27 protein-coding genes are annotated in these 24,787 nt (G+C 69.2%); 18 read left to right on the forward strand and 9 right to left on the reverse strand.

Features of this window, described 5'->3' with window-relative positions; translation table 11 throughout:
• The first annotated feature begins 1 nt into the window (after window position 1).
• The 6 genes from ACLARN_RS11900 (at window position 2) to ACLARN_RS11925 (ending at window position 4,508) form a co-directional block, all read left to right on the forward strand.
• Window positions 2–982: a helix-turn-helix transcriptional regulator gene (locus tag ACLARN_RS11900; RefSeq protein WP_409491397.1), complete on the forward strand. Its 981-nt coding sequence runs from the start codon at window positions 2–4 to the stop codon at window positions 980–982.
• A complete protein-coding gene (locus tag ACLARN_RS11905) occupies window positions 979–1,956 on the forward strand; it encodes a helix-turn-helix transcriptional regulator (RefSeq protein WP_409491398.1) in 978 nt (325 codons plus the stop codon). The genes ACLARN_RS11900 and ACLARN_RS11905 overlap by 4 nt, the downstream gene beginning before the upstream one ends.
• Window positions 1,957–1,965: 9 nt before the next feature.
• Entirely contained in the window at window positions 1,966–2,175 is a 210-nt protein-coding gene (locus ACLARN_RS11910; protein WP_409491399.1) for a bacteriophage holin, read from the forward strand.
• Window positions 2,176–2,212: 37 nt separating this feature from the next.
• On the forward strand, window positions 2,213–2,548 hold the full coding sequence (gene tatA / locus ACLARN_RS11915) for a Sec-independent protein translocase subunit TatA (protein WP_409491400.1): 336 nt from the start codon (window positions 2,213–2,215) through the stop codon (window positions 2,546–2,548).
• A 108-nt stretch (window positions 2,549–2,656) separates the two neighbouring features.
• Window positions 2,657–3,625 carry a twin-arginine translocase subunit TatC gene (gene tatC / locus ACLARN_RS11920; RefSeq protein ID WP_409491401.1) on the forward strand — a complete coding sequence of 323 codons (969 nt, stop codon included), beginning with the start codon at window positions 2,657–2,659 and terminating at the stop codon, window positions 3,623–3,625.
• A 7-nt stretch (window positions 3,626–3,632) separates the two neighbouring features.
• The gene (locus ACLARN_RS11925) at window positions 3,633–4,508 is read left to right on the forward strand and encodes a diacylglycerol/lipid kinase family protein (RefSeq protein ID WP_409491402.1); all 876 of its coding nucleotides are present in this window, start codon (window positions 3,633–3,635) and stop codon (window positions 4,506–4,508) included.
• Here ACLARN_RS11925 and ACLARN_RS11930 read toward each other — a convergent pair.
• Window positions 4,492–5,079, reverse strand: coding sequence for a hypothetical protein (locus ACLARN_RS11930; RefSeq protein WP_409491403.1), 588 nt, complete (start codon window positions 5,077–5,079; stop codon window positions 4,492–4,494). The genes ACLARN_RS11925 and ACLARN_RS11930 overlap by 17 nt on opposite strands.
• Window positions 5,080–5,191: 112 nt before the next feature.
• Here ACLARN_RS11930 and ACLARN_RS11935 point away from each other — a divergent pair, with 112 nt between their 5' ends.
• The 5 genes from ACLARN_RS11935 to ACLARN_RS11955 all read left to right on the forward strand — a co-directional run bounded on the left by ACLARN_RS11935 (window position 5,192) and on the right by ACLARN_RS11955 (window position 11,982).
• The gene (locus ACLARN_RS11935; RefSeq protein ID WP_409491404.1) at window positions 5,192–7,969 is read left to right on the forward strand and encodes a DEAD/DEAH box helicase; all 2,778 of its coding nucleotides are present in this window, start codon (window positions 5,192–5,194) and stop codon (window positions 7,967–7,969) included.
• Between the two features lie 282 nt (window positions 7,970–8,251).
• A complete protein-coding gene (locus tag ACLARN_RS11940; RefSeq protein WP_409491405.1) occupies window positions 8,252–9,043 on the forward strand; it encodes a DUF4333 domain-containing protein in 792 nt (263 codons plus the stop codon).
• Window positions 9,044–9,084: 41 nt separating this feature from the next.
• On the forward strand, window positions 9,085–10,284 hold the full coding sequence (locus ACLARN_RS11945; protein ID WP_409491406.1) for a GNAT family N-acetyltransferase: 1,200 nt from the start codon (window positions 9,085–9,087) through the stop codon (window positions 10,282–10,284).
• 34 nt (window positions 10,285–10,318) lie between these two features.
• Complete coding sequence (locus ACLARN_RS11950) at window positions 10,319–10,717, forward strand: DUF4333 domain-containing protein (RefSeq protein WP_409491407.1); 399 nt, start codon at window positions 10,319–10,321, stop codon at window positions 10,715–10,717.
• Window positions 10,718–10,761: 44 nt separating this feature from the next.
• Window positions 10,762–11,982 (forward strand): GNAT family N-acetyltransferase, encoded by a 1,221-nt coding sequence (locus tag ACLARN_RS11955; RefSeq protein ID WP_409491408.1) that lies wholly within the window; start codon window positions 10,762–10,764, stop codon window positions 11,980–11,982.
• Between the two features lie 194 nt (window positions 11,983–12,176).
• On the opposite strand, the gene ACLARN_RS11960 is transcribed toward ACLARN_RS11955, so the two are convergent.
• From ACLARN_RS11960 to ACLARN_RS11970, 3 genes are all read right to left on the reverse strand, one after another.
• Window positions 12,177–13,145: a pirin family protein gene (locus ACLARN_RS11960; RefSeq protein WP_409491409.1), complete on the reverse strand. Its 969-nt coding sequence runs from the start codon at window positions 13,143–13,145 to the stop codon at window positions 12,177–12,179.
• The gene (locus ACLARN_RS11965) at window positions 13,142–14,086 is read right to left on the reverse strand and encodes a 5'-3' exonuclease H3TH domain-containing protein (protein WP_409491410.1); all 945 of its coding nucleotides are present in this window, start codon (window positions 14,084–14,086) and stop codon (window positions 13,142–13,144) included. The genes ACLARN_RS11960 and ACLARN_RS11965 overlap by 4 nt, the downstream gene beginning before the upstream one ends.
• A gap of 76 nt (window positions 14,087–14,162) precedes the next feature.
• Window positions 14,163–14,699: an NADPH-dependent FMN reductase gene (locus tag ACLARN_RS11970; RefSeq protein ID WP_409491411.1), complete on the reverse strand. Its 537-nt coding sequence runs from the start codon at window positions 14,697–14,699 to the stop codon at window positions 14,163–14,165.
• 119 nt (window positions 14,700–14,818) lie between these two features.
• On the opposite strand from ACLARN_RS11970, the gene ACLARN_RS11975 reads away from it, so the two are divergent.
• Genes ACLARN_RS11975 through ACLARN_RS12000 form a run of 6 tightly spaced genes read left to right on the forward strand, consistent with a single transcriptional unit; the run spans window position 14,819 to window position 18,815 of the window.
• Entirely contained in the window at window positions 14,819–15,397 is a 579-nt protein-coding gene (locus tag ACLARN_RS11975; RefSeq protein ID WP_409491412.1) for an ArsR/SmtB family transcription factor, read from the forward strand.
• Window positions 15,394–16,644, forward strand: a complete 1,251-nt coding sequence (locus tag ACLARN_RS11980; RefSeq protein ID WP_409491413.1) for an MFS transporter — start codon at window positions 15,394–15,396, stop codon at window positions 16,642–16,644. The genes ACLARN_RS11975 and ACLARN_RS11980 overlap by 4 nt, the downstream gene beginning before the upstream one ends.
• A 10-nt stretch (window positions 16,645–16,654) precedes the next feature.
• Window positions 16,655–17,797, forward strand: coding sequence for a M24 family metallopeptidase (locus ACLARN_RS11985; protein ID WP_409491414.1), 1,143 nt, complete (start codon window positions 16,655–16,657; stop codon window positions 17,795–17,797).
• Complete coding sequence (locus ACLARN_RS11990; protein WP_007035424.1) at window positions 17,794–18,246, forward strand: Lrp/AsnC family transcriptional regulator; 453 nt, start codon at window positions 17,794–17,796, stop codon at window positions 18,244–18,246. The genes ACLARN_RS11985 and ACLARN_RS11990 overlap by 4 nt, the downstream gene beginning before the upstream one ends.
• A 55-nt stretch (window positions 18,247–18,301) precedes the next feature.
• Window positions 18,302–18,529 (forward strand): hypothetical protein, encoded by a 228-nt coding sequence (locus ACLARN_RS11995; protein ID WP_409491415.1) that lies wholly within the window; start codon window positions 18,302–18,304, stop codon window positions 18,527–18,529.
• On the forward strand, window positions 18,516–18,815 hold the full coding sequence (locus tag ACLARN_RS12000; protein WP_409491416.1) for a hypothetical protein: 300 nt from the start codon (window positions 18,516–18,518) through the stop codon (window positions 18,813–18,815). Before ACLARN_RS11995 ends, ACLARN_RS12000 begins: the two co-directional genes overlap by 14 nt.
• Here ACLARN_RS12000 and ACLARN_RS12005 read toward each other — a convergent pair.
• A complete protein-coding gene (locus tag ACLARN_RS12005) occupies window positions 18,812–19,885 on the reverse strand; it encodes a GDSL-type esterase/lipase family protein (RefSeq protein ID WP_409491593.1) in 1,074 nt (357 codons plus the stop codon). The genes ACLARN_RS12000 and ACLARN_RS12005 overlap by 4 nt on opposite strands.
• A 367-nt stretch (window positions 19,886–20,252) precedes the next feature.
• On the opposite strand from ACLARN_RS12005, the gene ACLARN_RS12010 reads away from it, so the two are divergent.
• On the forward strand, window positions 20,253–20,411 hold the full coding sequence (locus tag ACLARN_RS12010) for a hypothetical protein (protein WP_409491417.1): 159 nt from the start codon (window positions 20,253–20,255) through the stop codon (window positions 20,409–20,411).
• Here ACLARN_RS12010 and ACLARN_RS12015 read toward each other — a convergent pair.
• Genes ACLARN_RS12015 through ACLARN_RS12030 form a run of 4 tightly spaced genes read right to left on the reverse strand, consistent with a single transcriptional unit; the run spans window position 20,404 to window position 24,611 of the window.
• Complete coding sequence (locus ACLARN_RS12015; RefSeq protein ID WP_409491418.1) at window positions 20,404–21,042, reverse strand: maleylpyruvate isomerase family mycothiol-dependent enzyme; 639 nt, start codon at window positions 21,040–21,042, stop codon at window positions 20,404–20,406. The genes ACLARN_RS12010 and ACLARN_RS12015 overlap by 8 nt on opposite strands.
• Window positions 21,043–21,058: 16 nt before the next feature.
• A complete protein-coding gene (locus ACLARN_RS12020; protein ID WP_409491419.1) occupies window positions 21,059–21,580 on the reverse strand; it encodes a hypothetical protein in 522 nt (173 codons plus the stop codon).
• A 44-nt stretch (window positions 21,581–21,624) separates the two neighbouring features.
• The gene (locus ACLARN_RS12025) at window positions 21,625–22,554 is read right to left on the reverse strand and encodes a hypothetical protein (protein WP_409491420.1); all 930 of its coding nucleotides are present in this window, start codon (window positions 22,552–22,554) and stop codon (window positions 21,625–21,627) included.
• Window positions 22,551–24,611 carry a PQQ-dependent sugar dehydrogenase gene (locus ACLARN_RS12030; protein ID WP_409491421.1) on the reverse strand — a complete coding sequence of 687 codons (2,061 nt, stop codon included), beginning with the start codon at window positions 24,609–24,611 and terminating at the stop codon, window positions 22,551–22,553. Before ACLARN_RS12030 ends, ACLARN_RS12025 begins: the two co-directional genes overlap by 4 nt.
• Window positions 24,612–24,787 lie beyond the last annotated feature (176 nt).

Genomic DNA, 24,787 nt, shown 5'->3' on the forward strand with positions numbered 1-24,787 from the left:
GGTGTCCACCGCACGCGCCGAACGATTGGTCAACCTGGTTCTGGCCCTCTTGTCCACCCGGCAGTACCTCACCGCCGAGCGGATCCGGGGCATCGTGCCCGGGTACGCCGACGCGGCCAGCGACGAGGCCTACTTCCGCATGTTCGAGCGCGACAAGACGGAACTGCGTGAACTCGGGATCCCGCTGGAGACCGGCCGCAACTCCGCGTTCGACGCGATCGACGGCTACCGCATCGCGCGCCGCGACTACGAACTCGGCGAAATCGACCTCGCGCCCGACGAGGCGACCGCGGTCGGTCTCGCCGTCCGGCTGTGGGACTCGCCGGAACTGACCGGAGAAGCACAGGGCGCGCTGGTGAAACTCCGCGCCGCCGGGGTCGAGGTCGACGACCACGCACCCACCGTCGTCGAACCCCGCGTCCGCGCGGAACCCGCGTTCGGCCCGCTGCTCGCCGCCGTCCAAGCCGGGCAGGCGGTGCGCTTCGAGTACCGGCGCAGCGGTTCGGCCGAACGCAAGATCCGCACCCTCGAACCGTGGGGCGTGGTGTCCTGGCGAGGCCGTTGGTACGTCGTCGGGCATGACAGGGACCGTGGTGCGTCCCGGTGTTTCCGGCTGTCTCGCGTGACCGGGAAGGTCGACGCCTTCGGGGAATTCGGCGTCGTCGAACGCCCGGAAGGGGTCAACCTGCTGCGGATGGTCTCGGCCAGCAGCAGCGAGGACCCGTCCGCGCCGACGACCGCCAGCGTCTGGGTCGCCGACGGCCGGGCCGCCGGTGTCCGCCGTCGTGGCCGGGTCGTCGGCCGCAGCGTCGCCGGGGGAGAAGAAGGCGACCTCGTGGAGATCGAGCTGTACTACCCCGAATCCGCCGCCGACTGGCTCACCGCCCACGGCCCGGATGTCCTGGTCCTCGAACCCGAGGTGCTCGCGAAGTCGGTTTTCAGCCGCCTCGAAGCCATCGCGCACGCCGGTGGTGCCCGATGAGCGCCACCGGACGCATGCCGCGCCTGCTCGCGCTCGTGCCGTACCTGCTGGCCCGGCCCGGTATCAAGATCGACGACGCCGCCCACGACTTCGACGTCACGCCCAAGCAGCTGCGCAAAGACCTCGAACTGCTCTGGATGTGCGGGCTGCCCGGCTACGGCCCCGGCGACCTGATCGACCTCTCCTTCGAGGGCGACACGATCGTCGTCACCCACGACGCCGGCATGAATCGCCCGCTGCGGCTCACCGGCGGCGAGGCGACCGCCATGCTCGTCGCGTTGCGGGCGTTGGCCGAGACACCCGGCGTGCTCGACGCCGACGCCGTCCGCCGGGCCATCGCGAAGATCGAAGCCGCCGCGGGGCAGGCCCAGCCGTCGGGAATCGTCGTCGGCGGGGGAGTCCGCGAAGGTAAGAAGACGGCTAGTACCCGCGAAGCCGTCCGGGCCGCGCTCACCGCGAAGCGCGCGTTGCGGATCCGGTACTACACCGCGTCCAAGGACGAGATCACCGAACGCACCGTCGACCCCATGAGGCTGCTCATCGTCCAGGCGGTCGGCTACCTCGAAGCGTGGTGCCGTCGCGCGGAGGACGTCCGGCTGTTCCGGCTCGACCGCATCGACGAACTCACCGTGCTCGACGAACCCGCCGTCCCGCCCGCGCACGCGCGGCCGACCGACATCTCCGACGGCGTTTTCCGCCCTCGTCCCGATCAGCAGGAAGCCGTTATCCTCCTCGATCCCGACGCACGCTGGGTAGCCGAGTACTACCCCTGCGAGGAACTCGACGAGCTCGACGGCGGGCGCCTGCGGATCCGGATGCGGTACGCCGACGAATCCTGGATGGTCCGGCTGGTCCTCGGTTTGGGCGGAGACGCACAGGTGGAGAGCCCGGTCACGCTCGGCGAGGCAGTTCGTCAGCGGGCGGCCGACGCGCTGGCGCGAGCTCGTCACCTTGCGTCAACCTATGAGCAGTAGGGTGACGCCGTGTCGTACCTGCCGAGCATCGCGCTCGCCGTCGCCGGGCTGATCGCGCTCTTTGTTCTGCTCATCAAATTACGCAGAGTCTTGCGCGTGCTCACCCATACGATGAGCATGGTGGCTACGAACACCCGAAAACGGACAGGGCTACTTCGCGCCCGGTCGGCCGCGCTCCGCGTGGCGATCGCGCAACGACGTGGGCCCGAAGACCGGTAACATCTCACTCAGAGACTCGAGAAGGAGGCCGCAAACGATGAACGCGCTGCAGCCGTGGCACATCATCATCCTGGTGCTCGTCGTTGTTCTGCTGTTCGGCGCCAAGAGGCTTCCGGACGCCGCGCGGTCCATCGGCAAGTCCATGAAGATCTTCAAGGCCGAGACCAAGGACATGGCCGGAGACAAGGACAAGGCCGCCGAGACCGAAGAGGTCGAGACCAAGCAGCTGCCGCAGGCCACCACGCCCGCGCCCGCCGCTTCGGCCGCGCAGGACAAGCAGGTCGCCGACCTCCAGCGTCAGCTCGACGAGCTCAAGAAGCAGCAGGCCGCCACGCCCGCTCCGGCCGAGCAGGCGCAGAAGAACGCCAGCTGAGCGGTCGTAGCAAGCAGCTTCTAACCAGCTCAGCGGAGCCTGTTCGCGGATGAGCGCGCCGAAGTCACGGCGCGCTCACGGTGGACCCTGACTAGAACGGACTGTCCAGTGGCGGATTCCGCCTCCGGTGAGGAACGCCGCGGGTCGAAGCGGCGTAAGCGCAGCCGTCGGACCAATCCCGACGGCACGATGACGCTCGCCGAGCACATCTACGAGTTCCGGCGCCGTCTGGGCTTCGCGCTGCTCGCTCTCGTGGCGGGCGGAATCCTCGGTTTCATCTGGTTCCAGACGACGGTCGGTCCCATCCCGTCGCTGGGCAAGCTGCTGACCGACCCCTACTGCGCGGTGCCGGCCGATCGCCGGTTCGACGGCCCCACCGGTGGATGCAAGCTGCTGCAGACCGTGCCCTTCGAAGCGTTCATGACGCAGTTGAAGGTCGGTCTCGCGGGCGGCGCGGTGCTGTTCTCGCCGCTGTGGCTGTACCAGATCTGGGCGTTCGTCGCTCCTGGCCTGTACTCCAAGGAGCGCAAGCACGCGCTCACCTTCGTCGCGTTCGCGTCGGTGCTCTTCGCCGCCGGTGCCGTGCTCGCGTACCTGCTCGTGCCGCACGCACTCGCACTGCTGATGGACTTCGGTGGCGACCAGTTCATCACCGCGCTCACCGCGGACAAGTACGTCTCGTTCATCCTGTCGCTGCTGCTGATCTTCGGCGTCAGCTTCGAGCTCCCACTGCTCGTGGTGATGTTGAACCGCGTCGGCGTCTTGAAGTACCAGATGCTGAAGAAGTGGCGCCGTGGCCTGATCATGATGCTGTTCGTCTTCGCCGCGTTCGCCACGCCGGGTTCTGACCCGTTCTCGATGCTCGGTCTGGCCGGCGCGCTGATCGTGCTGCTGGAGATGTCCATCCAGATCGCGCGCTTCCACGACCGCAAGCTCGACAAGGAACGCGGCACCGAAGGCTGGGACAAGCTCGACGACGACGAGGCCGCGCCGTTCGACTACACGCCGAGCACGATCGACGACGAGCCCTCGGCCACCACCGGTGGCAAGCGGACCAACACCGACGACGTCACCTGATCCCGGCATGCACGCGGCACTGGCCGTCCACCCCGCTTCCGGTAACGGGGCCGCGGGACGGCTGATGGAGTCGGTCTCGGCGCGGCTGCGGCCCGTCGTGGACCGGCTCGACGTCCTCGTCGCCAACACGGTCGAGGAATCCCGCGCCCTGATGACCGACTCGCGCGCGGCCGGGCTGGACGTCCTCGTAGTACTCGGCGGTGACGGCGCGGCGCACCAAGGCGTCCAGTTCTGCGCCGAATCCGGTGTCGCCCTCGGCCTCGTCCCCGCGGGCACCGGCAACGACTTCGCCAGGGCTCTCGGCATTCCGGAGAATCCGCATGCCGCCGCGGACGCGGTCGCGCGGCGGTTGCAGGCCGGGACGCGGCGGAGGATCGACCTCGGCCGGGCCGGTGGCGAATGGTTCGCCACCGTTCTCTGCTCCGGCTTCGACGCTCTGGTCACCGAACGCGCGAACCGGCTGACGTGGCCTCGCGGCCCGCGCCGCTACGACGTCGCGATCCTGGCCGAACTCGCCGCGTTCCGGCCCCGGCCGGTCGTGCTCCGCACCGACGTCGAGACCCTCGAACTCGACGCCACCATGATCGCCGTCGGCAACACCCCGTTCTACGGTGGCGGCATGCGGATCTGCCCGGGAGCCGACCCGGAGGACGGCCTTTTCGACGTCACCGTCGTGGGTAACGCGACCCGGCGTGACCTCCTCCGGATGCTGCCCGGTGTGCGCTCCGGCGGTCACCTCGCGCATCCGGCGGTGCGGACCCTCAAAGCCGCCCAGATCCACCTCGCGGGCAGCGATCTGCCCGTCTACGCCGACGGCGAACCGCTGGGCAGGCTGCCGATCGACATCACCTGCGTCCCCGGAGCGCTCACCGTCCTCGGCTGAGCCCGGCGTAACCGCCCGCGCGCCATACCTGGCCCCGGAACGTCGCGGCCGACATCAAGTCGCCGCGCGGGAAGAAGACGCCGCCGCAGCGGTGGCAGAACCAGCCCTGCCGCCAATACGCGAGCGCGTCCGGGATGCCACGGCGGATCCTGGCGTTGCGCCGCAGCCGGAGCACGAACAGCACGGCGAAGAGCGCGACCAGCGCGAACGCGCCGAACGGGAAGATCCACGCCCCGACCGCCGCCCCGGCCCGCGCGCCCGCGGTCGGCGCGGGGTTCTCGGCGAGCACGTCGTTGGCGAACGAGACGAACACGAACGCGGGGATCAACAGGAACAGCGCCAGCGTCAGGAAGCAGCCGCCGCCGCGGACCACCGGATACGGGTTGAGCGCGGCCGCGGTCGCGGTCACCGACACGCCGCGATGCGACGTCGCGGTGTAGACCATGCCGTCACCTGCGGGGACGGCCGTCATCGACCCCTGCACCCGGTAGGTGGTCTGCCCGCCCTGGAACACCGCCGGCACACTCTGCACCTGGTCGACCTGCGCGCACTGCGGGCAAGCGATCTCCATGGTGTCCCCTCTCGATCACGAATCGGGCCCTTGGATGCGAGCGGGGTGTCCACCGTTCCCGGGATCGTCACACCGAGTGCGAACTGTCGGTGGGGTGTGGAACCCTGACGAAGTGGTCAACAGCCCTTCTCAGACCCCGGCCGAGGCGTACGCAGCCTCCCAGCGCCGCGCTCGATACCCCCAGCTGACCCGGTTCGCCGCGGAATCGTCGTTCGAGTTCGACGACTTCCAGATCCGCGGCTGCGAGGCGCTCGAAGGCGGCCACGGTGTGCTCGTCTGCGCGCCGACCGGCGCCGGGAAGACCGTGGTCGGCGAATTCGCGGTGCATCTCGCCCTCGCCGAAGGTCGCAAATGCTTCTACACGACACCCATCAAGGCGTTGTCGAACCAGAAGTACGCCGATCTCGTGAGCCGCTACGGCGCCGACGCCGTCGGCCTGCTGACCGGTGACACCTCGATCAACGGCAACGCACAGGTCGTGGTCATGACCACCGAGGTCCTGCGCAACATGCTCTACGCCGGGTCCTCGACCATCGGAGAGCTCGCGTACGTGGTGATGGACGAGGTCCACTACCTCGCCGACCGGTTCCGCGGCGCCGTTTGGGAAGAGGTCATCCTCCACCTGCCCGAGCACGTCCGGGTCGTCGGCCTGTCGGCCACGGTGAGCAACGCCGAGGAGTTCGGCGAATGGCTGGTCGAGGTCCGCGGCGACACCACCGTCGTCGTCGACGAGCACCGTCCCGTCCCGCTGTGGCAGCACATGCTGGTCGGAAACCGGCTGATGGACCTGTTCGCGGGGCAGGAGGAACACGCGCCCGGCGCCGAACTGCGGATCAACCCCAGCCTGCTGCGTCGCACCGAGGAGGTCGGCCGCGGTTTCGCCCCGGCAGGGATGCGCGGGCCGAGGGGCCGCCGCGGGGCGCCGTCACGGATGCCGCGGTTCCGGCCGCCGTCCCGCACCGACACGGTCGAGCGCCTGGACAACGCCGGTCTGCTCCCGGCCATCGTGTTCATCTTCTCCCGCGCCGGCTGCGATGCCGCCGTCGGCCAGTGCGTCCGGTCCGGCCTGCGGCTCAACGGTCCCGAAGAGGTCGAGAAGGTCCGCCGCATCGTCGCCGAGCGCACCAAGGACCTGCCCGAAGGCGACCTCGGCGTCCTCGGTTACTGGGAATGGCGTGAGGCGCTCGAACGCGGGATCGCCGGGCACCACGCCGGTCTGCTCCCGGCGTTCAAGGAGACCGTCGAGGAACTGTTCGTCCAGGGCCTGGTGAAGGCCGTCTTCGCCACCGAGACGCTCGCGCTGGGCATCAACATGCCCGCGCGCACCGTCGTCCTGGAACGGCTGGTGAAGTACAACGGCGAGGCGCACGTCGACCTGACACCGGGGGAGTACACGCAGCTCACCGGGCGGGCCGGGCGGCGCGGGATCGACGTCGAAGGGCACGCCGTCGTCGCCTGGCAGCCGGGGATCGACCCGAAGCAGGTCGGCGGTCTCGCCTCCACCCGGACGTACCCGCTGCGGTCGTCGTTCCGGCCCGGCTACAACATGGCGGTGAACCTGGTCGCCCAGGTCGGCGCCGAGGCGGCCCGTGATCTGCTGGAGCAGTCTTTCGCGCAGTTCCAGGCCGACCGGTCGGTGGTCGGGACGGCGCGGCGGATCGAGCGGAACAAGGAGGCCCTGCGGGGTTACACCGCCGCCATCACCGGTGAGTTCGACGAGATGCTCGAGTACGTCGAGCTGCGCGCGAAGATCTCGGCCAGGGAGAAGGCGCTCTCGCGGCAGAACACCTCCGCGCGCCGCGCCGGCACGGCCGAGTCGCTGGAGAAACTCCGCAAGGGCGATGTCATCGCCGTGCCCGCGGGCAGGCGCGCGGGGCTCGCGGTCGTCGTCGACCCCGGCCTCGACCCGATCCGCGAACCGCGGCCCGTCGTGGTCACCGAGGACCGCTGGTCCGGCCCGCTCTCGGTCTCCGACTTCCCGGCGCCGGTGGAGGCGCTCGGGAACATCAAGCTGCCGAAGCACATCGAGCTGCGTTCACCCAAGACCCGCCGTGACATCGCGGCGAGTCTTCGCAACGCGGGAATCTCCTTGCCCGGCAGGCAAAAACGCCGCGCCGGGGCCAATGAGGACGGTGAACTGGCCGCGCTGCGGCGTGCCCTGCGCGCGCATCCTTGCCACGGTCTGGCCGAGCGCGAGGCGAACCTGCGCTGGGTCGAGCGGTACCAGCGTCTCTCGGCGGAGACCGAGCAGCTGGAACGCAAGGTCGCCGCGACCACGCATTCGCTCGCCCGCGCCTTCGACCGCATCCTGCGATTGCTCGGCGAACGCGGCTACCTCGGCCCCGAATCCAAGGGCGACGGCGAGGACCGCGTCACCGAACACGGCAAGCGCCTCACCCGCCTCTACAGCGAGTCCGACCTACTCGCCGCCGAATGCATCCGGCACGACGTCTGGAAGGGCCTGGTACCCGCCGAACTCGCGGCCGTCGTCTCGACGCTGGTCTTCGAGGCACGCCGCGACACCGCGGGCGAGCCGCGCCTGCCCGCGGGCAAGGTGCTCGACGCGTGGCAGGCGACCACGCGCCTGTGGATGGAACTCACCGAAGACGAGCGCCGTCACAAGCTGGACCGCACCCGCGAGCCCGACGCCGGCTTCGCCTGGCCCATTTACCGCTGGGCGCGCGGCGAATCGCTGGAGAAGGTCCTCACCGCCGCGGAGGCGAACGGTCAGGAGTTGTCCGCCGGTGACTTCGTGCGGTGGTCACGGCAGGTCATCGACCTGCTGGACCAGATCCGCGACGTCCTCGGGAGGGCCGATCCGGTGGGCGCGGCGGCCTCGGACGCGGTGAAGGCTTTGCGGCGTGGCGTCGTGGCGGCGGGCGGAGCCTGACCGGGCTCGCGCTTGGGACGGACCGAAAGCGCGTGAAGGCCCCCTTCCCTCGGCTCAGCCGAGGGAAGGGGGCCTTCACGCGGCCAAGTTCCGGTACTCACGACCACGAGGCGTTGGGCTGACCGGCGGATTCGATGCCCCCACCGGTGTGAGCACGGTCGCGTCGAGTTGTACCGACACCACCCGGGAACAGTGGGCAGGGGCGCCGACCTGTGGTTGGATCGCCCACGACGGCCAGGCAATACCGGCCGGTGACGATGGCGGAACAGGCGGAGGCGAACGATGAGCACGCCGTATGGCGGCAACGACCCGCAGCAGCAGCCCCAATGGGGGCAGCAGCCGGGCTACGGGCAACAGCCAGGCGGCGCTCAACCGCCGAGCGGCCCGCAGCAGCAACCGCAATGGGGTCAGCAGCCGCAGCACGACCCGTCGCAGCAGCAGCCCCAGTGGGGCCAGCAGCCCGCGCCCTACGACCCGTCCCAGCAGCAGCCCGGGTATCCGCAGACCGGTCAGCAGCCCGGCTACGACCCCTCCCAGACGCAGCAACAGCAGCCGCAGTGGGGCCAGCAGCCGCCGCAGTACGGTCAGCAGCCGGGCTATCCGCAGAGCGGACCCCAGCAGCAGCCCGGCTACCCGCAGAGCGGCCCGCAGCAGCAGCCGCAGTACGGGCAGCCGCAGCAGCAGGGCCAGTACGAGTACGGCCAGGGTCAGTTCGCGGGCACCCAGGGTGAGGCGCAGGACAAGCCGAAGTCCAAGAAGGGCCTGTTCATCGGGATCGGCGCGCTCGTGGTGATCATCGCCGCGGTCGGCATCCTCGGGTTCGTCACGCCGGGCTGGTTCAACACCCAGGTCTTCAACAACACCCAGATGCAGACCGACGTGCAGAAGCTGCTCACCGAGACCTACGGGATCAAGGAGATCAGCGCGGTCACCTGCCCCGCGGGCCAGGAGGTCAAGGACGGTGTGAAGTTCACCTGCACCGCCACGATCGAGGGCAAGCCGCAGGAGGTGCCGATCACCGTCAAGGGTGAGACCGGCAACTACGAGGTCTCGCCACCCGCCACCACCAAGTAAACGGGGGGCGCCCGGGGCGGTCGATCCTGCATGATCGTCTCATGAGCGACTTCTCAGTACGGCCGCTCCGGTCCGACGAAGACCGGGCGGCGTTGGATCTGTTCAGGCGGGCCTTGCATGTCAAGGAGATGACCGACGAGGAATGGTCGGCCGCCGCCGCGTCGTGCCAGCCGGACCGTGGTTTGGGCGCGTTCGATCCGGAACTGATCGGCACCGTGCGGTCGTTCGACTCGGAAGTGACGCTGCCCGGCGGCGGCACCACGCCGCTCGCCGCGGTCAGCCTCGTCGGCGTCCGCGCCGACCGCACCCGCCGCGGCGTGCTGACGGCGTTGATGCGTGCCCAGTTCGAGGATTTCGCCGCCCGCGGCTTTCCCGCGGCGATGCTGCACGCGTCCGAAGGCGCGATCTACGGCCGGTTCGGCTACGGCGTCGCCGCGCGGGGCAAGTCGATCGAGGTCGACAGGAACCGTGCCCGGTTCCGCCCCGAGGTCCCGGCCGGTGGGCAGATCTCCTTGCTGGATCTGGAAAGCACCATCGAGCAGTGGCCGTCGCTCTTCGACGCGCTCCCGCGCACGCGGCCGGGGATGATCGCTCGCAGCCCGTACTTGTGGCCGGGCTACGAGCGGGAGGCGCGCAAGGCGACCGCTCCGATCTCGACAGCGGTGCACCGCGGCCCGGATGGGGTCGACGGCTATGTCACGTACACCGTCGAGCGGCCCCATCTCGGCGCCCAGACGCTGATGAAGATCCAGTCCTTCCATTACGCGAGTCCCGACGCGTTCGCCGGGCTGTGGCGCTACTTGCTGTCCGTGGATCTGGTCGACCGCATCACCGCCGAGAAGCGGCCGCTCGACGAACCCATCGAGTTGCTGTTCACCGACCCGCGCCACGCGGCGGTGCAGAAGACCCAGGACGAGGGCTGGCTCCGCTTGGTCGACGTCGCCGCGATGCTCGACGCCCGGACGTACCACGGTGAATCGGTCGTCATCGAGGTGAACGATCCCTTCCTGGAGCACAACTCCGGCCGCTATCGCCTTTCCGAGGAAGGCGCGGCCCGCACGACCGACCCGGCGGACCTCGGACTGGACGCCGATACTCTGTCGATGCTGTATCTGGGTGGCTGGCGCGCGTCGGATCTCGCGACCGCGGGACGTGTCCGCGCGACCGGCGAGTCCGCGTTGGAGCGAGCGGACCTGCTGTTCGGCACGCGGGTGAACCCCTGGTGCGGTACCTTCTTCTGACGTTGGAAGATCACGTTTCCGGGGGTGGAGAAGCTTGAGCAGGCGAGCCGTCGCGACGGTCGGTCTGTGCTGTGCCGCTTTCGCGGTGCTGTCGGCGTGTTCGGACACGCCGGCACCCGCGCCGGCGACGAAGACCGTCACGGTCCCGCCGACGACGAGCACGTCGGTCACCACCAGCACGTCGGGCGGCTCGTCCTCCTCCAGCGCTCCGGGCAGAGTCTTCGACCCCAGGACCATGCAGGCGGACGTGAAGAAGGTCCTCACCGAGACCTACCAGCTCCGCGACGTCGGTGACGTGCTCTGTCCGGCGAACCAGACGGTCAAGGACGGCAGCACGTTCAGCTGCACCGTCCAGGTCGGCGGAGAGGGCAAGACCGTCACGATCACCGTCACCGGCGAGGACGGCCGCTACGAAGTCGGCGCACCCGGCTGAAAACCGGTTGGGATTCTCCGGTTTCGGGCGGCAGGATCGCTGCCATGAGCGAATTCCACGTACGTGCCGTGGCCGAAGGTGAACAGCGAGCCTGTCTCGAACTGCTCGAACAGGCCTTGCACGCCAAGCCGATCTCGGACGAAGCCTGGGCCAAGATGGCTCCGACCTGGCCCGCGGCCGGGAAGTTCGCCGCGTTCGACGACCACGGCACCCCGGTGGGGATCGCCAGCTCCTTCGACACCGAACTCACCGTCCCAGGTGGACGGAAGCTCGCGACCGCCGCCGTCGACGGGGTCGGTGTCCGCGCGGACTGGACCCGGCGCGGGATCCTCACCGCGATGATGGCCACCCAGTTGGAGGACATCGCCGCGCGCGGGGTCCCGCTCGCCGCGTTGCACGCTTCGGAAGGCGTCATCTACGGCCGCTTCGGCTACGGTGCGGCCACCTATGGGAAGGGCGTTCACATCGAGCGACCCCGAGCCAAGCTCCGTGACGGTTCGGGGCGCGACGGCGTGGTCCGATTCCTCACCCCGGCCGAGGCGGTCGAGCGCGTTCCCGCCCTGTATCGCCGATTCGCGGGCGAACGACCAGGCTTCGCCGCCCGCCCGGAAATGTGGTGGCCGGGCTTCTTCGACCGGGTCGTCACCGGGAACGACGGCTACCGCGTCGCCGTCCACAGTGGACCGGACGGCGAGGACGGCTTCGTCGTTTACCAGACCATCGACATGCGCGACCGGCAGGCGCCGGAGCGTGGTGCGCTGCTCGACATCCGTGAACTGCACGCCGCGACACCGAGGGCGTGGGCGGGGTTGTGGCGCTTCCTGCTGTCGATCGACCTGGTCTCGGCCGTCGCCGGACGAGGCCGCCCGATGGACGAGCCGATCGCCGAACTGCTCACCGACCCGCGTGCGGTGAACACCACCGAGGTCATCGACGATCTGTGGGTGCGACTCGTCGACGTGCTCGCCGCGCTCCAGGCCCGCACCTACGGAACCGCCGAAGCCGTGGTGCTGGAAGTGCTCGACAGGCAGCTTCCGGACAACAACGGCCGCTACGCCGTCGGCCCGGGCGGCGTGGATCGCACCACCGCCGAGGCTGATCTGCGGTTGGACGTCGACACCTTGGCGTCGCGGTACCTCGGCCACGGCCTGTTCAGCGACCTGGTGACGGCAGGCCGCGTCGAGGTGCTGAACGAGGCGGCGGTCGCCCGTGCCGACTCGTTGTTCCACACCGTGCGTGCCCCGTGGTGCGGAACGTTCTTCTAGTGTCCTGAGTCCGATGTTCGTGTCGTAAGTACGCGGCAGGCACGGTGACTCCGTTCGCCGAACTCGCGTGCTCAGAGCCGTGACTCGCGTGCTTGGAGGCCGAACTCGCGAGATCCGCCTCTGAGCACGCGAGATACGGCTCCGAGCACGCGAGTGCGGGGTTTGATCCGACGCAGAACTTCCGGTGCACGACACTAGGCCGGGTTGCGACGCGGTTTGATCCGCACCTGCGGCAGCGTGGGTGCGGGCAACCACGCCGTGGTGCCCTGGTAGCCCTCCACTCGGCCGAACCGATCCGCCTGTGCCTGCCACGCCTCGCGGTACTCGGCGATCTCTTCGTGGCTTCGGCCGACGAAGTTCCACCACATGACGAGTTCCTCGGTGAACGGGGTCCCGCCGAGGAGGAGCACCCGGGCCGCTTCGCCGCCGTGGTTGGCCAGTTCCAGCCGCCCGGGACCGGGGGCGAGGTAGGCGAGTTCCCCGGTGCCCAGCGCGGTTCCGGCGACGGTGACGGAGCCGATGTCCTGGAGGACACCGTGTTCGAAGGTCGGGTCGACGTCGAGGCGCACGGTCGCCTCCGGCGCCACGGTGAGTTCGGCGCCCAGCAGGGGAGTGAACGCCGGGACCGGTGACGTGGTCCCGGCGAGGCTGCCGAGGAAGACCCGTGCGGTGGCGCCGTCCAGTTGGAGCAGCGGTGGCGCGTAGTGCCGGAAATCCCGTCCGGTGTCGCGGTGTTCGCCCGGCAACGCGATCCACAGCTGGACGCCGTGCAGCGTCGAAGTGTCCGGTGTGGACACTTCCGAATGCGCGATGCCGTGTCCCGCCGTCATCAGGTTGAGTTCACCGGGCCGGACCATGGCACTCGTGCCGATGCTGTCGCGGTGCTCGATCTCGCCGCTGAACAGCCAGCTCGCGGTCTGGAGGCCGGTGTGCGGATGCGGCGCGACGTCCATCCCGCCGGACTCCGACACGTCCTGCGGTCCGTAGTGGTCGGCGAAACACCACGCGCCGATCAGGGATCGCTGCCGTTGCGGAAGCGTCCGGCGGACGCGGATCGCACGCGGCCCACCGAGCGGGACCTCGCGCGGGGTCAGCACGGTGACGCCGTCTCCCGGCCGGTCCCGGCACAGCAGTTCGGCCGGGTCGGTCTCGGTGTTGCTCACGACTTGGGGAGCGCGGCCAGCAGACGCTCCACCGAACGGCCGAGATTCCAGCGCTCCGCCAGTTCCGCGACCTTGTCCGGATCGGCTGGCTCGGACGGCACGGTGTCCGGCCGGGACTGCTCGACCGGCGCGTCGGCGGCGACCCGGACGACGGTCGGCGCGACCGCGAGATAGTCGGCGGCGTCGGTGAGCCGCAGCCGCGTCTTGAGCGGCACGCGCGAGTCGCCGGCGTTGGACGCCTCGATGAGTTCCTGTAGCGAACCGAACTGCGTGATCAGTTTCGCCGCGGTCTTCTCGCCGATCCCGGCCACGCCGGGCAACCCGTCCGACGGGTCCCCGCGCAGCGCGGCCATATCGGCGTATCCAGGGCCGGCGTTCCCCGCCGGGATCCCGTACTTCTCGGCAAGCTCGTCCGGGCCGAGGATCTCGGCCTTGTTCCAGCCCTTGCCGACGTAGATGACGACCGTGGACGTCGGCTCGTGGCGGACCAGCTGGAACAGGTCACGGTCGCCGGTGATGACCTCGACCGGTGACTTCTTCTCGCGGATCGCGAGCGCGCCGATGACGTCGTCGGCCTCGTATCCGGCCGCCTCGGCCGTCGCGAGCCCGAAGGCCTCCAGCAGTTCCAGGATGATCGGCACCTGCGGGGTGAGCGTGTCCGGCACCTCTTCGACGTCGCCGCCCTCCGGGACTTCTTCGGCCACGCGGTGCGCCTTGTAGCTGGGCAGCAGATCGGTGCGGAACTTCGGCCGCCAGTCCGCGTCCAGGCACGCCACGAGCCGGGCGGGCCGCCGGTCGACGAGGATCCGCGCGACGGTGTCGGTGAAGCCGCGTACGGCGTTGACCGGCGTCCCGTCCGGGGCGGTCATCGACTCGGGCAGTGCGTAGAACGAGCGGAAGTAGAGGCTCGCGGAATCAAGGAGGGCGAGAGGTCCGGTCACGCGGACAGCCTGCCACGTTCCGGCCCGAATGTCCGTGAAGGACCCGACCCCCAGCCGAGTCCTCCACGGACACCGGTCAGGCGGCGTAGGGCCGCGCCTGACGTGCGTCGCGCAGGGCCTGTGCCCACCAGCCCAGCTGGTTCAGCTGTGTGGTGGCCGCGAGATCGGCGCCGTCGGCGTCCAGGTGTTCACCGTCGGACCCGAAGTTGTTCCAGGCGTAGGGGAAGCTCACGGTCTCGCGGATCGTCATGGCGTGAAGTTCGGCGAAGACCGGGCGCAGGTGCTCGACCGCGCGCAGGCCGCCGGAGATCCCGCCGTAAGAGACGAAGGCGACCGGCTTCCCGTGCCATTCGCGGCCGGTGTTGTCGAGGGCGGTCTTGAGCGGGCCGGGGTAGCTGTGGTTGTACTCGGGGACGATCACGACGACGGCGTCCGCGGCGGCGACGCCGGAGGAGAGCCCGTCGGGGGATTCGGCCAGATCGATGACGGACAGGTTGACGTCTTCGCGTTGTTTGGCGCGATCGAGGAACCAGTTCGCGACCACGGGAGCGAAGCGTCCTTCGCGGACGCTGCTGATCACCACGGCGAGGTTGTAGGGCGTCTCAGTTGTCATGACGCAAACCGTAAAACCTGAACCTTGCTAGAGGTCAAACTCTGGATTCGCTGGAATCTGGGCGCTCAATCGCAGAGAACTCTTTGCAGAGAAGTCTCTGCGGTTGTAGGGTCGACGGCATGGGGAAGGGCGATAGGTATCTCGCGCGGATCGACGGCCGCCTTCTGCGAGCGTTGTCGCATCCGCTGCGGGTCAGGATTCTGGAACTGTTGCGAGAGGACGGCCCGGCGACGGCGTCCGGGCTGGCGAAGCGGGTGGGAGAGAGTTCAGGGACCACCAGCTGGCATCTGCGGCAGCTGGCCGAATGCGGCCTGATCACGGACGACGCCGAACGCGGCAGCAGGCGCGACCGGTGGTGGAAGGCCGTGCACGACGGGGATCAAATGCACGCCGAGGACTTCATCGACGACCCAGATCTCGCAGGCCCTTTCAGCGCCTACGTGCGCACGCTGATCGAGCAGCGCTACGCCGCCGAAGCGCAGTTCGTCGCCGAGGTGCGGGACTGGGGCGACGAGTGGATCGACAAGGCCAGCTTTCACGACTCGCCACTCCCGCTGACGCCTGATGAGGCCGCGGCGATGAGCGACGAGATCATGGCGGTGATCGACCGCTACCGCCGTCCTAAGAAGGAAGGCGACACCCAGGTCCGCGTCCACTGGGCGGCCTTCCCGAGACGATCGCGGACGGAACAGCCATGAGCAGACTGCCACTGGGGGCCCTGGTCGCGGCTTCGGGGATCTCCTCGGCCGGGGTGATGATGACGCTGATCGCGATTCCCTGGTACGTCCTGCAGAGCACCGGCAGCGGTACGAAGACCGGCCTCGTCACCGCGGCCGAAGTGCTGGGCCTGATGGTCGCCGCGCTGCTGGGCGGGCCGATCGTGGACCGGGTCGGCGCGCGCCGGGCCAGCGTCGGCGCGGACCTGCTGACCACCGTCACGGTCCTGCTGGTCCCGCTCGCCGTGAGCACGACGGGGCTCAGCCTGCCGGGACTGATCGCGTTGTCGTTCGTGATGGGCGTGTCCCGTGGGCCAGCGGACACCGCGAAGCAGGTCCTGCTCGCGGGCGTCGTCGAACTCAGCGGAATCCGGCCCAGTCGCGGCGCCAGTGCCGTCGAGGCAGCTATGAGGACCGGCCGAATGGTGGGCGGCCCCGCGGCGGGCGCGCTCATCGCCTTGATCGGACCCGTGCCGGTGCTGGCCGTCGACGCCGGGGCGCTCCTGGTGTCCGCGGCGCTGGTGTTCAGCCTGATCCCCGCCGCGGCCGGTCCGCCACGGGCGTCCTCGGACGGCTACCTCAAGCAACTGCGCGAGGGACTCGGATACCTCAAACGCGACCGGGTGCTGCGGGCGATGGTCGGCATGTTGATGCTCACCAACAGCCTCGATTTCGGCCTGCTCGGCGTTCTGTATCCGGCGTATGGCGATCAGGTCCTGCACAGCACCGCCCTCATCGGCGCGATGATCACCGCCGTCGCGGTCGGGGGACTGCTGGGTTCGGCGCTCTACGGCTGGATCGGTCACCGGTTCTCGCGCCGCTCGGCGATCCTCGTCGCCGTCGCCATCGAAGGCGCGCCGAGGTTCGCACTCCTGGCGTTGGAACCCGCGCCGGTCGTCCTGCTCGCGGGACTGGCTGTCGCCGGGATCGGGGCGGGCGCGCTCAACCCGATTGTGCTGCCGGTGGTCTACGAACGGGTGCCCGAAGCCGTCCGCGGTCGGGTGTTCAGCCTCCTCATCGGCGGAGTGCTCGCCGCGATGCCGCTCGGCTCGATGGCGGCGGGGCTGCTGCTGGACGGAGTCGGACTCGTCGGCGCACTCGCGACGTTCGGTGGTCTGTACCTGATCGCCACCACCTTCCCCGCGATCTTCCCGGTCTGGCGGGGGCTCGACGACCCCGCCCCGATCGGGGGTGACCGGCTGGCGAGCCAAGGGTCGCGGACCGACTAGGCTCGACGTCATGTCGCGCCGTTCCCTTCACAACCCAGCCCCCGACGTCGCCAGCCTCCGCGCCCGCCTCGACCGGGCCCGTGCCGCGGCTGCCGCCGCTGACACCGACGCCCTGCTGATCGCGCCCGGCTCGGACCTGCGCTACCTGATCGGACAGGCCGGGGGCTCGTTCGAGCGGCTGACCACTCTCGTGATCCCGGCTGACGGCGTCCCGGCGCTGGTGCTGCCGAAGCTGGAGGCTCCCGGCTACGCCGACGTCCCGGCCGAGGAACTCGGCATCGAGGTCATCACCTGGGTCGACGGCGACAACGCGTACGAACTGGTCGCCGACAGGTTGGGCAAGGCCGGCCGTGTCGCGGTCAGCGACTTCACCCCGGCACTGCACGTGCTCGCCTTCCGCGGCGCGCTCGGCGACGCCGACCAGACGCTCGCCGGTCCGATCGTGCGCGAACTGCGGATGCGCAAGGACGCGGCCGAGATCCAGGCGCTGCGCGACGCCGGCGCGGCCATCGACCGTGTTCACGCCCGGGTCCACGAGTGGCTGCGGCCGGGCCGGACCGAGGCCGAGGTCGGCGCGGACATCACCGCCGCGATCGTCGAAGAGGGCCACACCCACGCGGACTTCGTGATCGTCGGCTCGGGCCCCAACGGCGCCAGCCCGCACCACGACGTCTCCGAGCGGGTCATCGAACGCGGCGACGTCGTCGTGGTCGACATCGGCGGCCCGATCGCCGAGGGCTACAACTCCGACTCCACCCGCACCTACGCGGTCGGCGAACCGCGCGACTCCGACGTCGCCGAGACGTACGCGGTCCTGCAACGCGCCCAGCGCGCCGCGGTCGAGGCCGTCCGCCCGGGTGTCACCGCCGAGCAGATCGACGCCGCCGCGCGCGACATCATCGACGGCGCGGGCTATGGCGAGTTCTTCATCCACCGCACCGGCCACGGCATCGGCCTCGACGTGCACGAGGAGCCCTACATCATCAAGGGCAACGCGCTGCCGCTCGAGCCGGGCATGGCCTTCAGCGTCGAGCCCGGCATCTACCAGCCGGGTCGCTGGGGCGCCCGCATCGAGGACATCGTCGTGGTCACCGAGGACGGCGTCGAATCGGTCAACCAGCGTCCGCACGACCTGATCGTGCTCGACGCATGACCGGTTCTCTGGAGCCGCTGGACCAGGCGATCGTGGGTGAACTGGCGGCTGATGGGCGGCGTAGTTTCACCGATCTCGCCGAGCGGGTCGGACTCTCGGTGTCGGCGGTGCACCAGCGGGTGCGGCGGCTGGAGCAGCGCGGCGTGATCCTCGGGTACACCGCGCGGCTCGACGGCGAGCAGATCGGCCTCCCGCTCACGGCGCTGATCTCGCTGACCCCGAACGATCCCGCCGCCCCGGACGACTATCCGCAGCGTCTCGAGCACATCAAGGAGATCGAGTCCTGCTACTCGGTCGCCGGGGACGAGTCGTACATCCTCCTGGTCCGGGTGGCTTCGCCTCTCGGGCTGGAGGATCTGCTCCGCCGGATCCGCGAGTCCGCCAAGGTCTCGACCCGGACCACGGTGGTGCTGTCGACGCCGTTCGAAGGTCGCTCGCCGACTCTCTGAGCACCGGGTTCCCAGAAAACGGCTGGACTTGCGCGACGCTGGTACGATAAAAGGTATGGCAACACGTAAGGTCACTCTTTCACTCGACAGCGGTGCGCTCGAGTTCGCCGAGCGGGCCGCCAAGGCACACGGGATCTCGGTCTCGTCGTGGTTGTCCAAGGCAGCCCGCAGGGAAGCCGTCCGCACCGGGTACACCCCGCAGCGCGCTCCGGTCACACCGTCCGCCGAATCGGACGAGGCCGAGCTGACCGCCGCGGAGAAGGATCTGCGTGCACAGGGGTGAAGTCTGGACGTACCACCCCCCGACCGAACCGGCACGGCAGCGCACCGTCGTGCTGCTGTCCTCGGACGGGGTGAACGAATCCGAGCGGCCGTGGCTGCTCGGCACCGAACTGCTCGACCGTGATCCACAGGACATCCTCGGTGTCGCCGTCGACGCGCGCTACTGGGTCTCCACGCTGAATCTCACGCGCCTGTACCGGCCGTGGTTCGACGAGAGGATCGCGGAGATCGACCAAGAGGTCCAGGAGCGCATCGACATCGCGTTGCGTGCCGCACTCGACCTTTAGCGGGCGATCACTTCGGGCGCGGCGTGCAGTTTGCCGTCGGGCCCGGAGAGGCACGACGCGTTACCGCCGCGTGCGGCGAGGAACTCGTTGAGACAGTTCGCGATCTGAGCGTGCCCGTTCGCGTTGGGGTGGAACGACTCCTGTAGCGCGTGGCTCGCACGGTCCACCTGGCCGAGGTCGCGTAGTTGCAGCGTCAGCCTGCTGAACCACTCGTTCGCCGGGTCACTGCTACACGCCTCGCGGCCGGCGCCCGCTCGCGACAGGTCGAGGAACCGCGCGCTGGTCGCCCTCGACGCCTGCTTGAGCCCGTCCGACAGGACGGACACGCCGTCGCGCCGCATCCACTCCAGATCCTCGGTGCGGAACGGGCAGCCATTGAGGCTGCGCAGCGCCTCCGGGATCTGAGGGCCGACAGGCGAGGCGTACGACATCAGCACGAGCTGGTAGTCCGCCGGGACGTAACCGGCCTGCGCCAGCACCTTCTTGACGTCGGCGACGGCGTTGGTCACCTTCGGCACCATGGCGTCCACTTTGGACTTCCAGGTGGTGCGAAGTGCTTCGCTGCACGGCGGATTCTGCGGCGAGAACCATGCCTTGAAGCACTCGTTGACCTGCGCGGAGAACTTCGGCTCGTCGTTCGCGCCGACCGCGATCACCACCGCCGCGACCCGGTGATCCTTGATCAGGTTCGCGAGCTGCTGAGCCTGCGAAGGCTCGGTCCACTGCTTCGCCTCGCCGAGCGCGATCTGCTCCGAAGGCGCCCCGGAACACGCGAGATTCACGCGCGCGGTGACGTCGGGGATCTTGACCTGCTCCACGAAGGCGTTGGGGGAGCGGTGGCACCAGTTGCCACCCTGCCCGTTGGTCGGGGGCCTGTAGTCACCCGCGCCCTCGCCGGAAACGGTGCTGTCGCCGATGGAGACGACCGTCAGCGGCCCCGTCCCCGGTGGGCCCTGGCGCGGGGACGGCTGCCCTGGGCGGCTTTCCGACCCGGTAAAGGCAATGAACCCGACAAGAACCACCACGAACGTGAGCGCGAGAGCACCCCACCACCACCGGAAACGTCGCATCGTCACCGGATTCTACGGACACCAGGCCCGACCGGGTGATCACGGCGGTGTGACGGTGGCGATGCTTCGGCACTGGACGTCCGGCCCGGCTGCGTCAAGAAAAGCGGATCATGCGTGCTCAGGGGCGGAACACGCGTGATTGGAGACCGAACTCGCCTGCCGTATGTCATCCGGCCGCAGACACGCGATATCCGGCCCCGAGCACGGATGATCCGGTTCCAAGCACACGTGCCGGAGGACCACGTGACACGGGGCCCTCGCGGACCGAGGGCTTCAGGCGCCGACCCAGCGCTGGACCGCGGTGTGGAGCAACTTCCGCGTCGGCCACGTCGTAGCGCTGCATGATCCCGGAGGAGAGCGCGATCATGTGGTCGGTCGCGCCGGGAACGGTGAACAGTTCGTCGCCGCGTATCGCACGGTCATCGTGACCACGGTCCTGCGCCGACTCGCCGGAGAGGACCTGCCGGACCACCGTGAGCGGCTGGACTCCGCGTTCACCGTGCTTTCGGGCGCTTTTCCTAACTGACCCCGCGGGCACCCATCCTGGAAGCGAGGATCGCCGCGCCAGGACCGGAGACCTCGCCGAGAGCCGCGTCCCGTCCGGCGATCGCCATCAGGAGTGCCTCACCGGGGCCTTGGACCTCCGGCCCGGTTCCGGCCGACCAGTCGAGGTCCGTCGCGACGAGCCGGAGCCCGCGCGTCCGCCAACCGGCCTTGATCGGCGGGGCGAAGCGCGCGAACGCCAAGGCGTGGCGCAGCCGATCGGACGGCACCTCGCGCGGAAGACCCAGCGGACGCCGGATGTCCTGCTGGTGGATGAGCCCGTCGAGCAGTGCCACCCGACCGCCGAAAGCGGCGGTCAGACCCCGCGGTTCGAGATGCTCGTCGATCCTCGCGATCAGCTCTTCCGGTGTCCGATCGGGTTTCCGTTCGACGCCGAGCGCGTTCATCCGGTCGAGTCGCAGCCCGCCTCGGACGGCCTGGCGGAGCAGATCGCGGTAGCCCAAGGCGTCGTAGTCGACGACATGGGTGACCACTTCCCGGACCGTCCACTCCGAACACAACGTCGGAGCGTCCCAGTGCGCGGGTGACAGAGTTCGCAGGAACGCGGCGAAATCGGCCCGTTCCTCCCGCGCGAGTCGCGCGACTTCGTTCACCGGACGCCTCCCGGGCTCACTCGTAGTCCAGCCACCCGCAAACGTAGTAGTTCGTGTCCTCGTTCCGCTCGACGTACCAGGAGTAGACCACGTCGCCCGCCAGCTTGCCGTTCCGTGCGCTGCGCTGCGTGATCTTGGCCTGCACGGTCACGAACTCCTGTCCGGACGGGACGGAGTACGGCAGCATCTCCCAGCGCTCGACGTAATGTCCATGGAGCTCGAACCCCAGCAGCGTCTCGCGCAGGCGCGGGCAGGTGCCGCTGCGCAACGCGGTCATGTCGTGATTGGCCAGCCCGTTCATGTAGACCTGGAACACCCGGTCGATCGCCGCGGGCTCGAGACCTGGAGCGGCCGACGAGGTCGGCGACGAGGTCGGTTCCGAGGGCGTCACGGTCACGGTCTGGGTCGGGGGAGCGGAGTACGACGTGGGCGGAGGGCCGGAATGCAATACCGGGAGGCCGCCTCGGCACGCCGATAGTGCCGTGCCGAGGCCGATCAGGAGCACGCCCGTCCGGACGCGCGAAGTCAAAGGTCTCACGCCGCCGACGCTAAGGCGCCTTCATGAAATTCGGATGAAACGGCCTAGCGCCGTGCCCAGTGGTACTGGAGCAGGATCTCCAGCGGATGCACGGCCCGGTCGAGGAACATCAGGTCGTCCAGACGGCAATCGCACGGGTTCCCCTCCCGCGTGTTCTGGGGGAAACTGCCGCCGATCTTGATGCCCCGCGGGTCGGTCGCGGATGTCAGGTCGGGTTCGGGCTCGCCCACGACGGCCCAGGGATCACGCTGGTCGGCGTAGAACCCGTCGATGGGTCTTCCGTTTCGGTACAACGCCATCGTGCCGTTGTCGTAGTCGTACACCGCCGCGAGGAATACCCATTCGTTCTGCGGCAGTAGCTTCCGCCAGTCCTCTTTGGCCGCGAAGGTCTGCGACGCGGCGCCGTCGACTCGCCTGCCCAGCGCGACCAGACGCAACTCGCCGTCCACAGTGATCAGTTCGAGCAACGCGCGGACGGCGTGGCCGTCGGAGTCGCCTGACAGCAGGCCCACCAGCCCGACAGCGCCGTAGCGTGCGCCCGGTGTGGACGAACCGGGATTGGGACTCGGGTTCTCGCCGGTCATCTTGACCCAGCCCATGACCGTCGCCGTCCTGGCCCCGTTGAACGCCCTGAGCGTCGGTACCCCGCCTGCCGAGTACAGGCCCGCTTTCCAGTCGTCGGTGCCTTTCCGGCCCGGGTTCACCTGCTTGACCTGCAAAGCGTTCCGGCCCGAGACACCGTCGGGCACCCGCATCCGCGCGCCGCCGTTGACCAGCGTGATCTCGGTGCCGGACCGGCCCTGGTCCGCCTCCTGCTCAGGCCGCCCGGGGACCGGATGCTCGAAGTCGTAGAACGCGACGAGGTTCCGGCTCAACGTCGGGAAGACGCCGCCCGGACGGGGAGCGGCCGCGACCGGGACAGCGAGCGAAATTCCGAGCAGAACAGCCAGCGGCAACGCCAAGGCCCTCCTCATCGGCGTTCCCCGGTGACGGTCAGGTCGCGCACCCGGCCGACGTTGTCGAACGACCCGAAGCCGACCCGGCCGGATGTGAACGTCGTGTCCACGGCGGTCATCAGCGGCGCGTCGGAGCCGTCGACGTAGACCGCGATCTCACCGGTGCCCGCGCAGTGCTTCACCCGGACGTCGTGCCAGCGGGCGTCCGTGATCGCGGGCAGCGCACCGACCGAACGTGGTTCGTCCCACTGGTCGTCGATCCGCAGCCGGTCCGCGTCGTTCACCGCGAAGATCCCGTTGTGCGGGTAGATCTTGTTGTCCGTGGACAGATGCGCGTAATAGAACCGCGTGTCGGACTGGTAGCCGAAGACGAGGACGACATCCCGGTTGGTGATCTCGACAGGGGTGTCCAGCCGGACCTCGGCGTCGATGCGCACCGAACCGAACTCGGGTCCTTTGCGCAGCACCGCGTACTCGAACGGCCTGCGTGGTCCGGGTCGCGCTTCGCCCGCCTCCGCGAGGACGACCTCACGCCCGGGGAAGCGCCACTTGGCGGGTGTCACCGGCGCCCAATCCTTCGCGCCCATGGCATGCGAGACCCGGGTAGAGCCGGTGTGGCAGTCCGCGAACCACCGGGTCCCGGTGACCTTCCAGATCTTCCCGTTGGCCTTCGCCAGCAGGTACAGCTCACCCGCCCGGTCTTGGCCGAACCGCAGATCGACCCGGGCGTGCCCGGCGATCTCCCGCATGGTGACCCGCTTGCCCGCCTCGTCGTACAGCATCAGCTCGTTGACCTTGGGCAGCGGGCCGCCGCGCTTCATGTCCCGCACGTCGGTGTAGAGCACCTTGCCGCTGACACCCTCGCCGAAGACGTACTTGCCATTGAGCCCGTCGAGCCGGTGTCCGCGATAGACGAACCCGCCGATCAACGCCGTCCCGCTGTCGGCGCACGGCCGCACGTCCGGCAGCCGGTTGTGGTCGAACGCGGCCACCGGATAGGAATAGCCGTACTTCGCGTCGTCCGGCGGCAGCGGGAAGACCCCGCAGCTCGCGTCGCCCCGCCGGTAGCTGAACGGCCCTTCTCGTTCGCTCCAGCCGAAGTTCGCCCCGGGCGTGACCTCGTAGACCGATTCGACGACCTTCTCGCCGATGTGCCCCAGGAACATCCGATGCTTCCAGCCCGCCGGGTCCCAGCTGAAGCGGTACGGGTCGCGCAGGCCGGAGGCATACACCTCGCCGAGCGCGCCGTCCTTGCCCACGAAGGGATTCGTGCGCGGGATGCCGTACTTCCCGTTCGCCGAGTCCGTGCCGCGCGGATCGATCCGCAGCAGTTTGCCTTGCGGCCACGCCAGATCCTGGGGAACCGAGTTCTTGGTACCGACCCCGCCGTCGCCGACGGCCAGGTACAGCAGATCGTGGTCTTCGTCGAAGGCACGCGCGTACGGGTTGAACCCGATCTCCTGGATGCCGTGCAGCGTCCCCTCGAACCCGAGCCGCAAGACCTCACGGCGTTCGCCGTCGAAGACGTCCGCCGCGGGGTTCTTCGCCGTCCATTCGGTGAGCACGCCTTGCGCCGACTGCGTTTCCGGATAGGCGAGATCGGGGATCTTCGAGGTCAGCGCGCCGAAGGCCTCGGTGTGGATCGTGTAGAACCGGCCGTTCTCGGCGAACCGGGGGTGGAAAGCGACGAACCCGAACCCGCTGCCGAGCCCGCGATGGGTGAAGAAGTCCGGGCCGACGGCGGCGCCGACGTCGAGATAGACGTGCTGCCGCCCGTTCTGGAGGAAGTGGAGCTTGCCGTTGAGGTCGGGAACGTAAAGCCGCCCGGGGTGGCCGGGGACCTCGCCGAGGTGGTTGACGCGATTCCAGCGCTTGAGCCTGCTGTCGGTCGGCGGCGGCACCGGCTCGGATCGCGGCAGTTGCGCGACTTCCTTCAGTTCCAGGCCGAGACCAGACACCGCTGGTGTCGGCAGTGGATCGAGGATCTGGTCGTCGGCCCGCGCGGCGGGGGAGAACAACCCCGTCACGAGAACCGCGGAAAGCATGGCCAACGCGCACGATCTGAGTCCGGACATACGCCCCCACCACTCTGTGCAAGCGGACACCTTGACGCGAGAAAGCGCTTTCTCGCGTCCGGATTCTCGACCGTACAGAGCCGGAACCGGCGTCGGCTAGGTCCTAATGGAGGAGTTCAGCGGCCTTCACACCTTCCCCAGTACATGATGGCCCCCTTCCTGTACCTAGGCGCAAG

The sequence above is a fragment of the Amycolatopsis sp. cmx-11-12 genome (assembly GCF_046269425.1).
In the GTDB taxonomy this organism is placed as follows: Bacteria; Actinomycetota; Actinomycetes; order Mycobacteriales; family Pseudonocardiaceae; genus Amycolatopsis.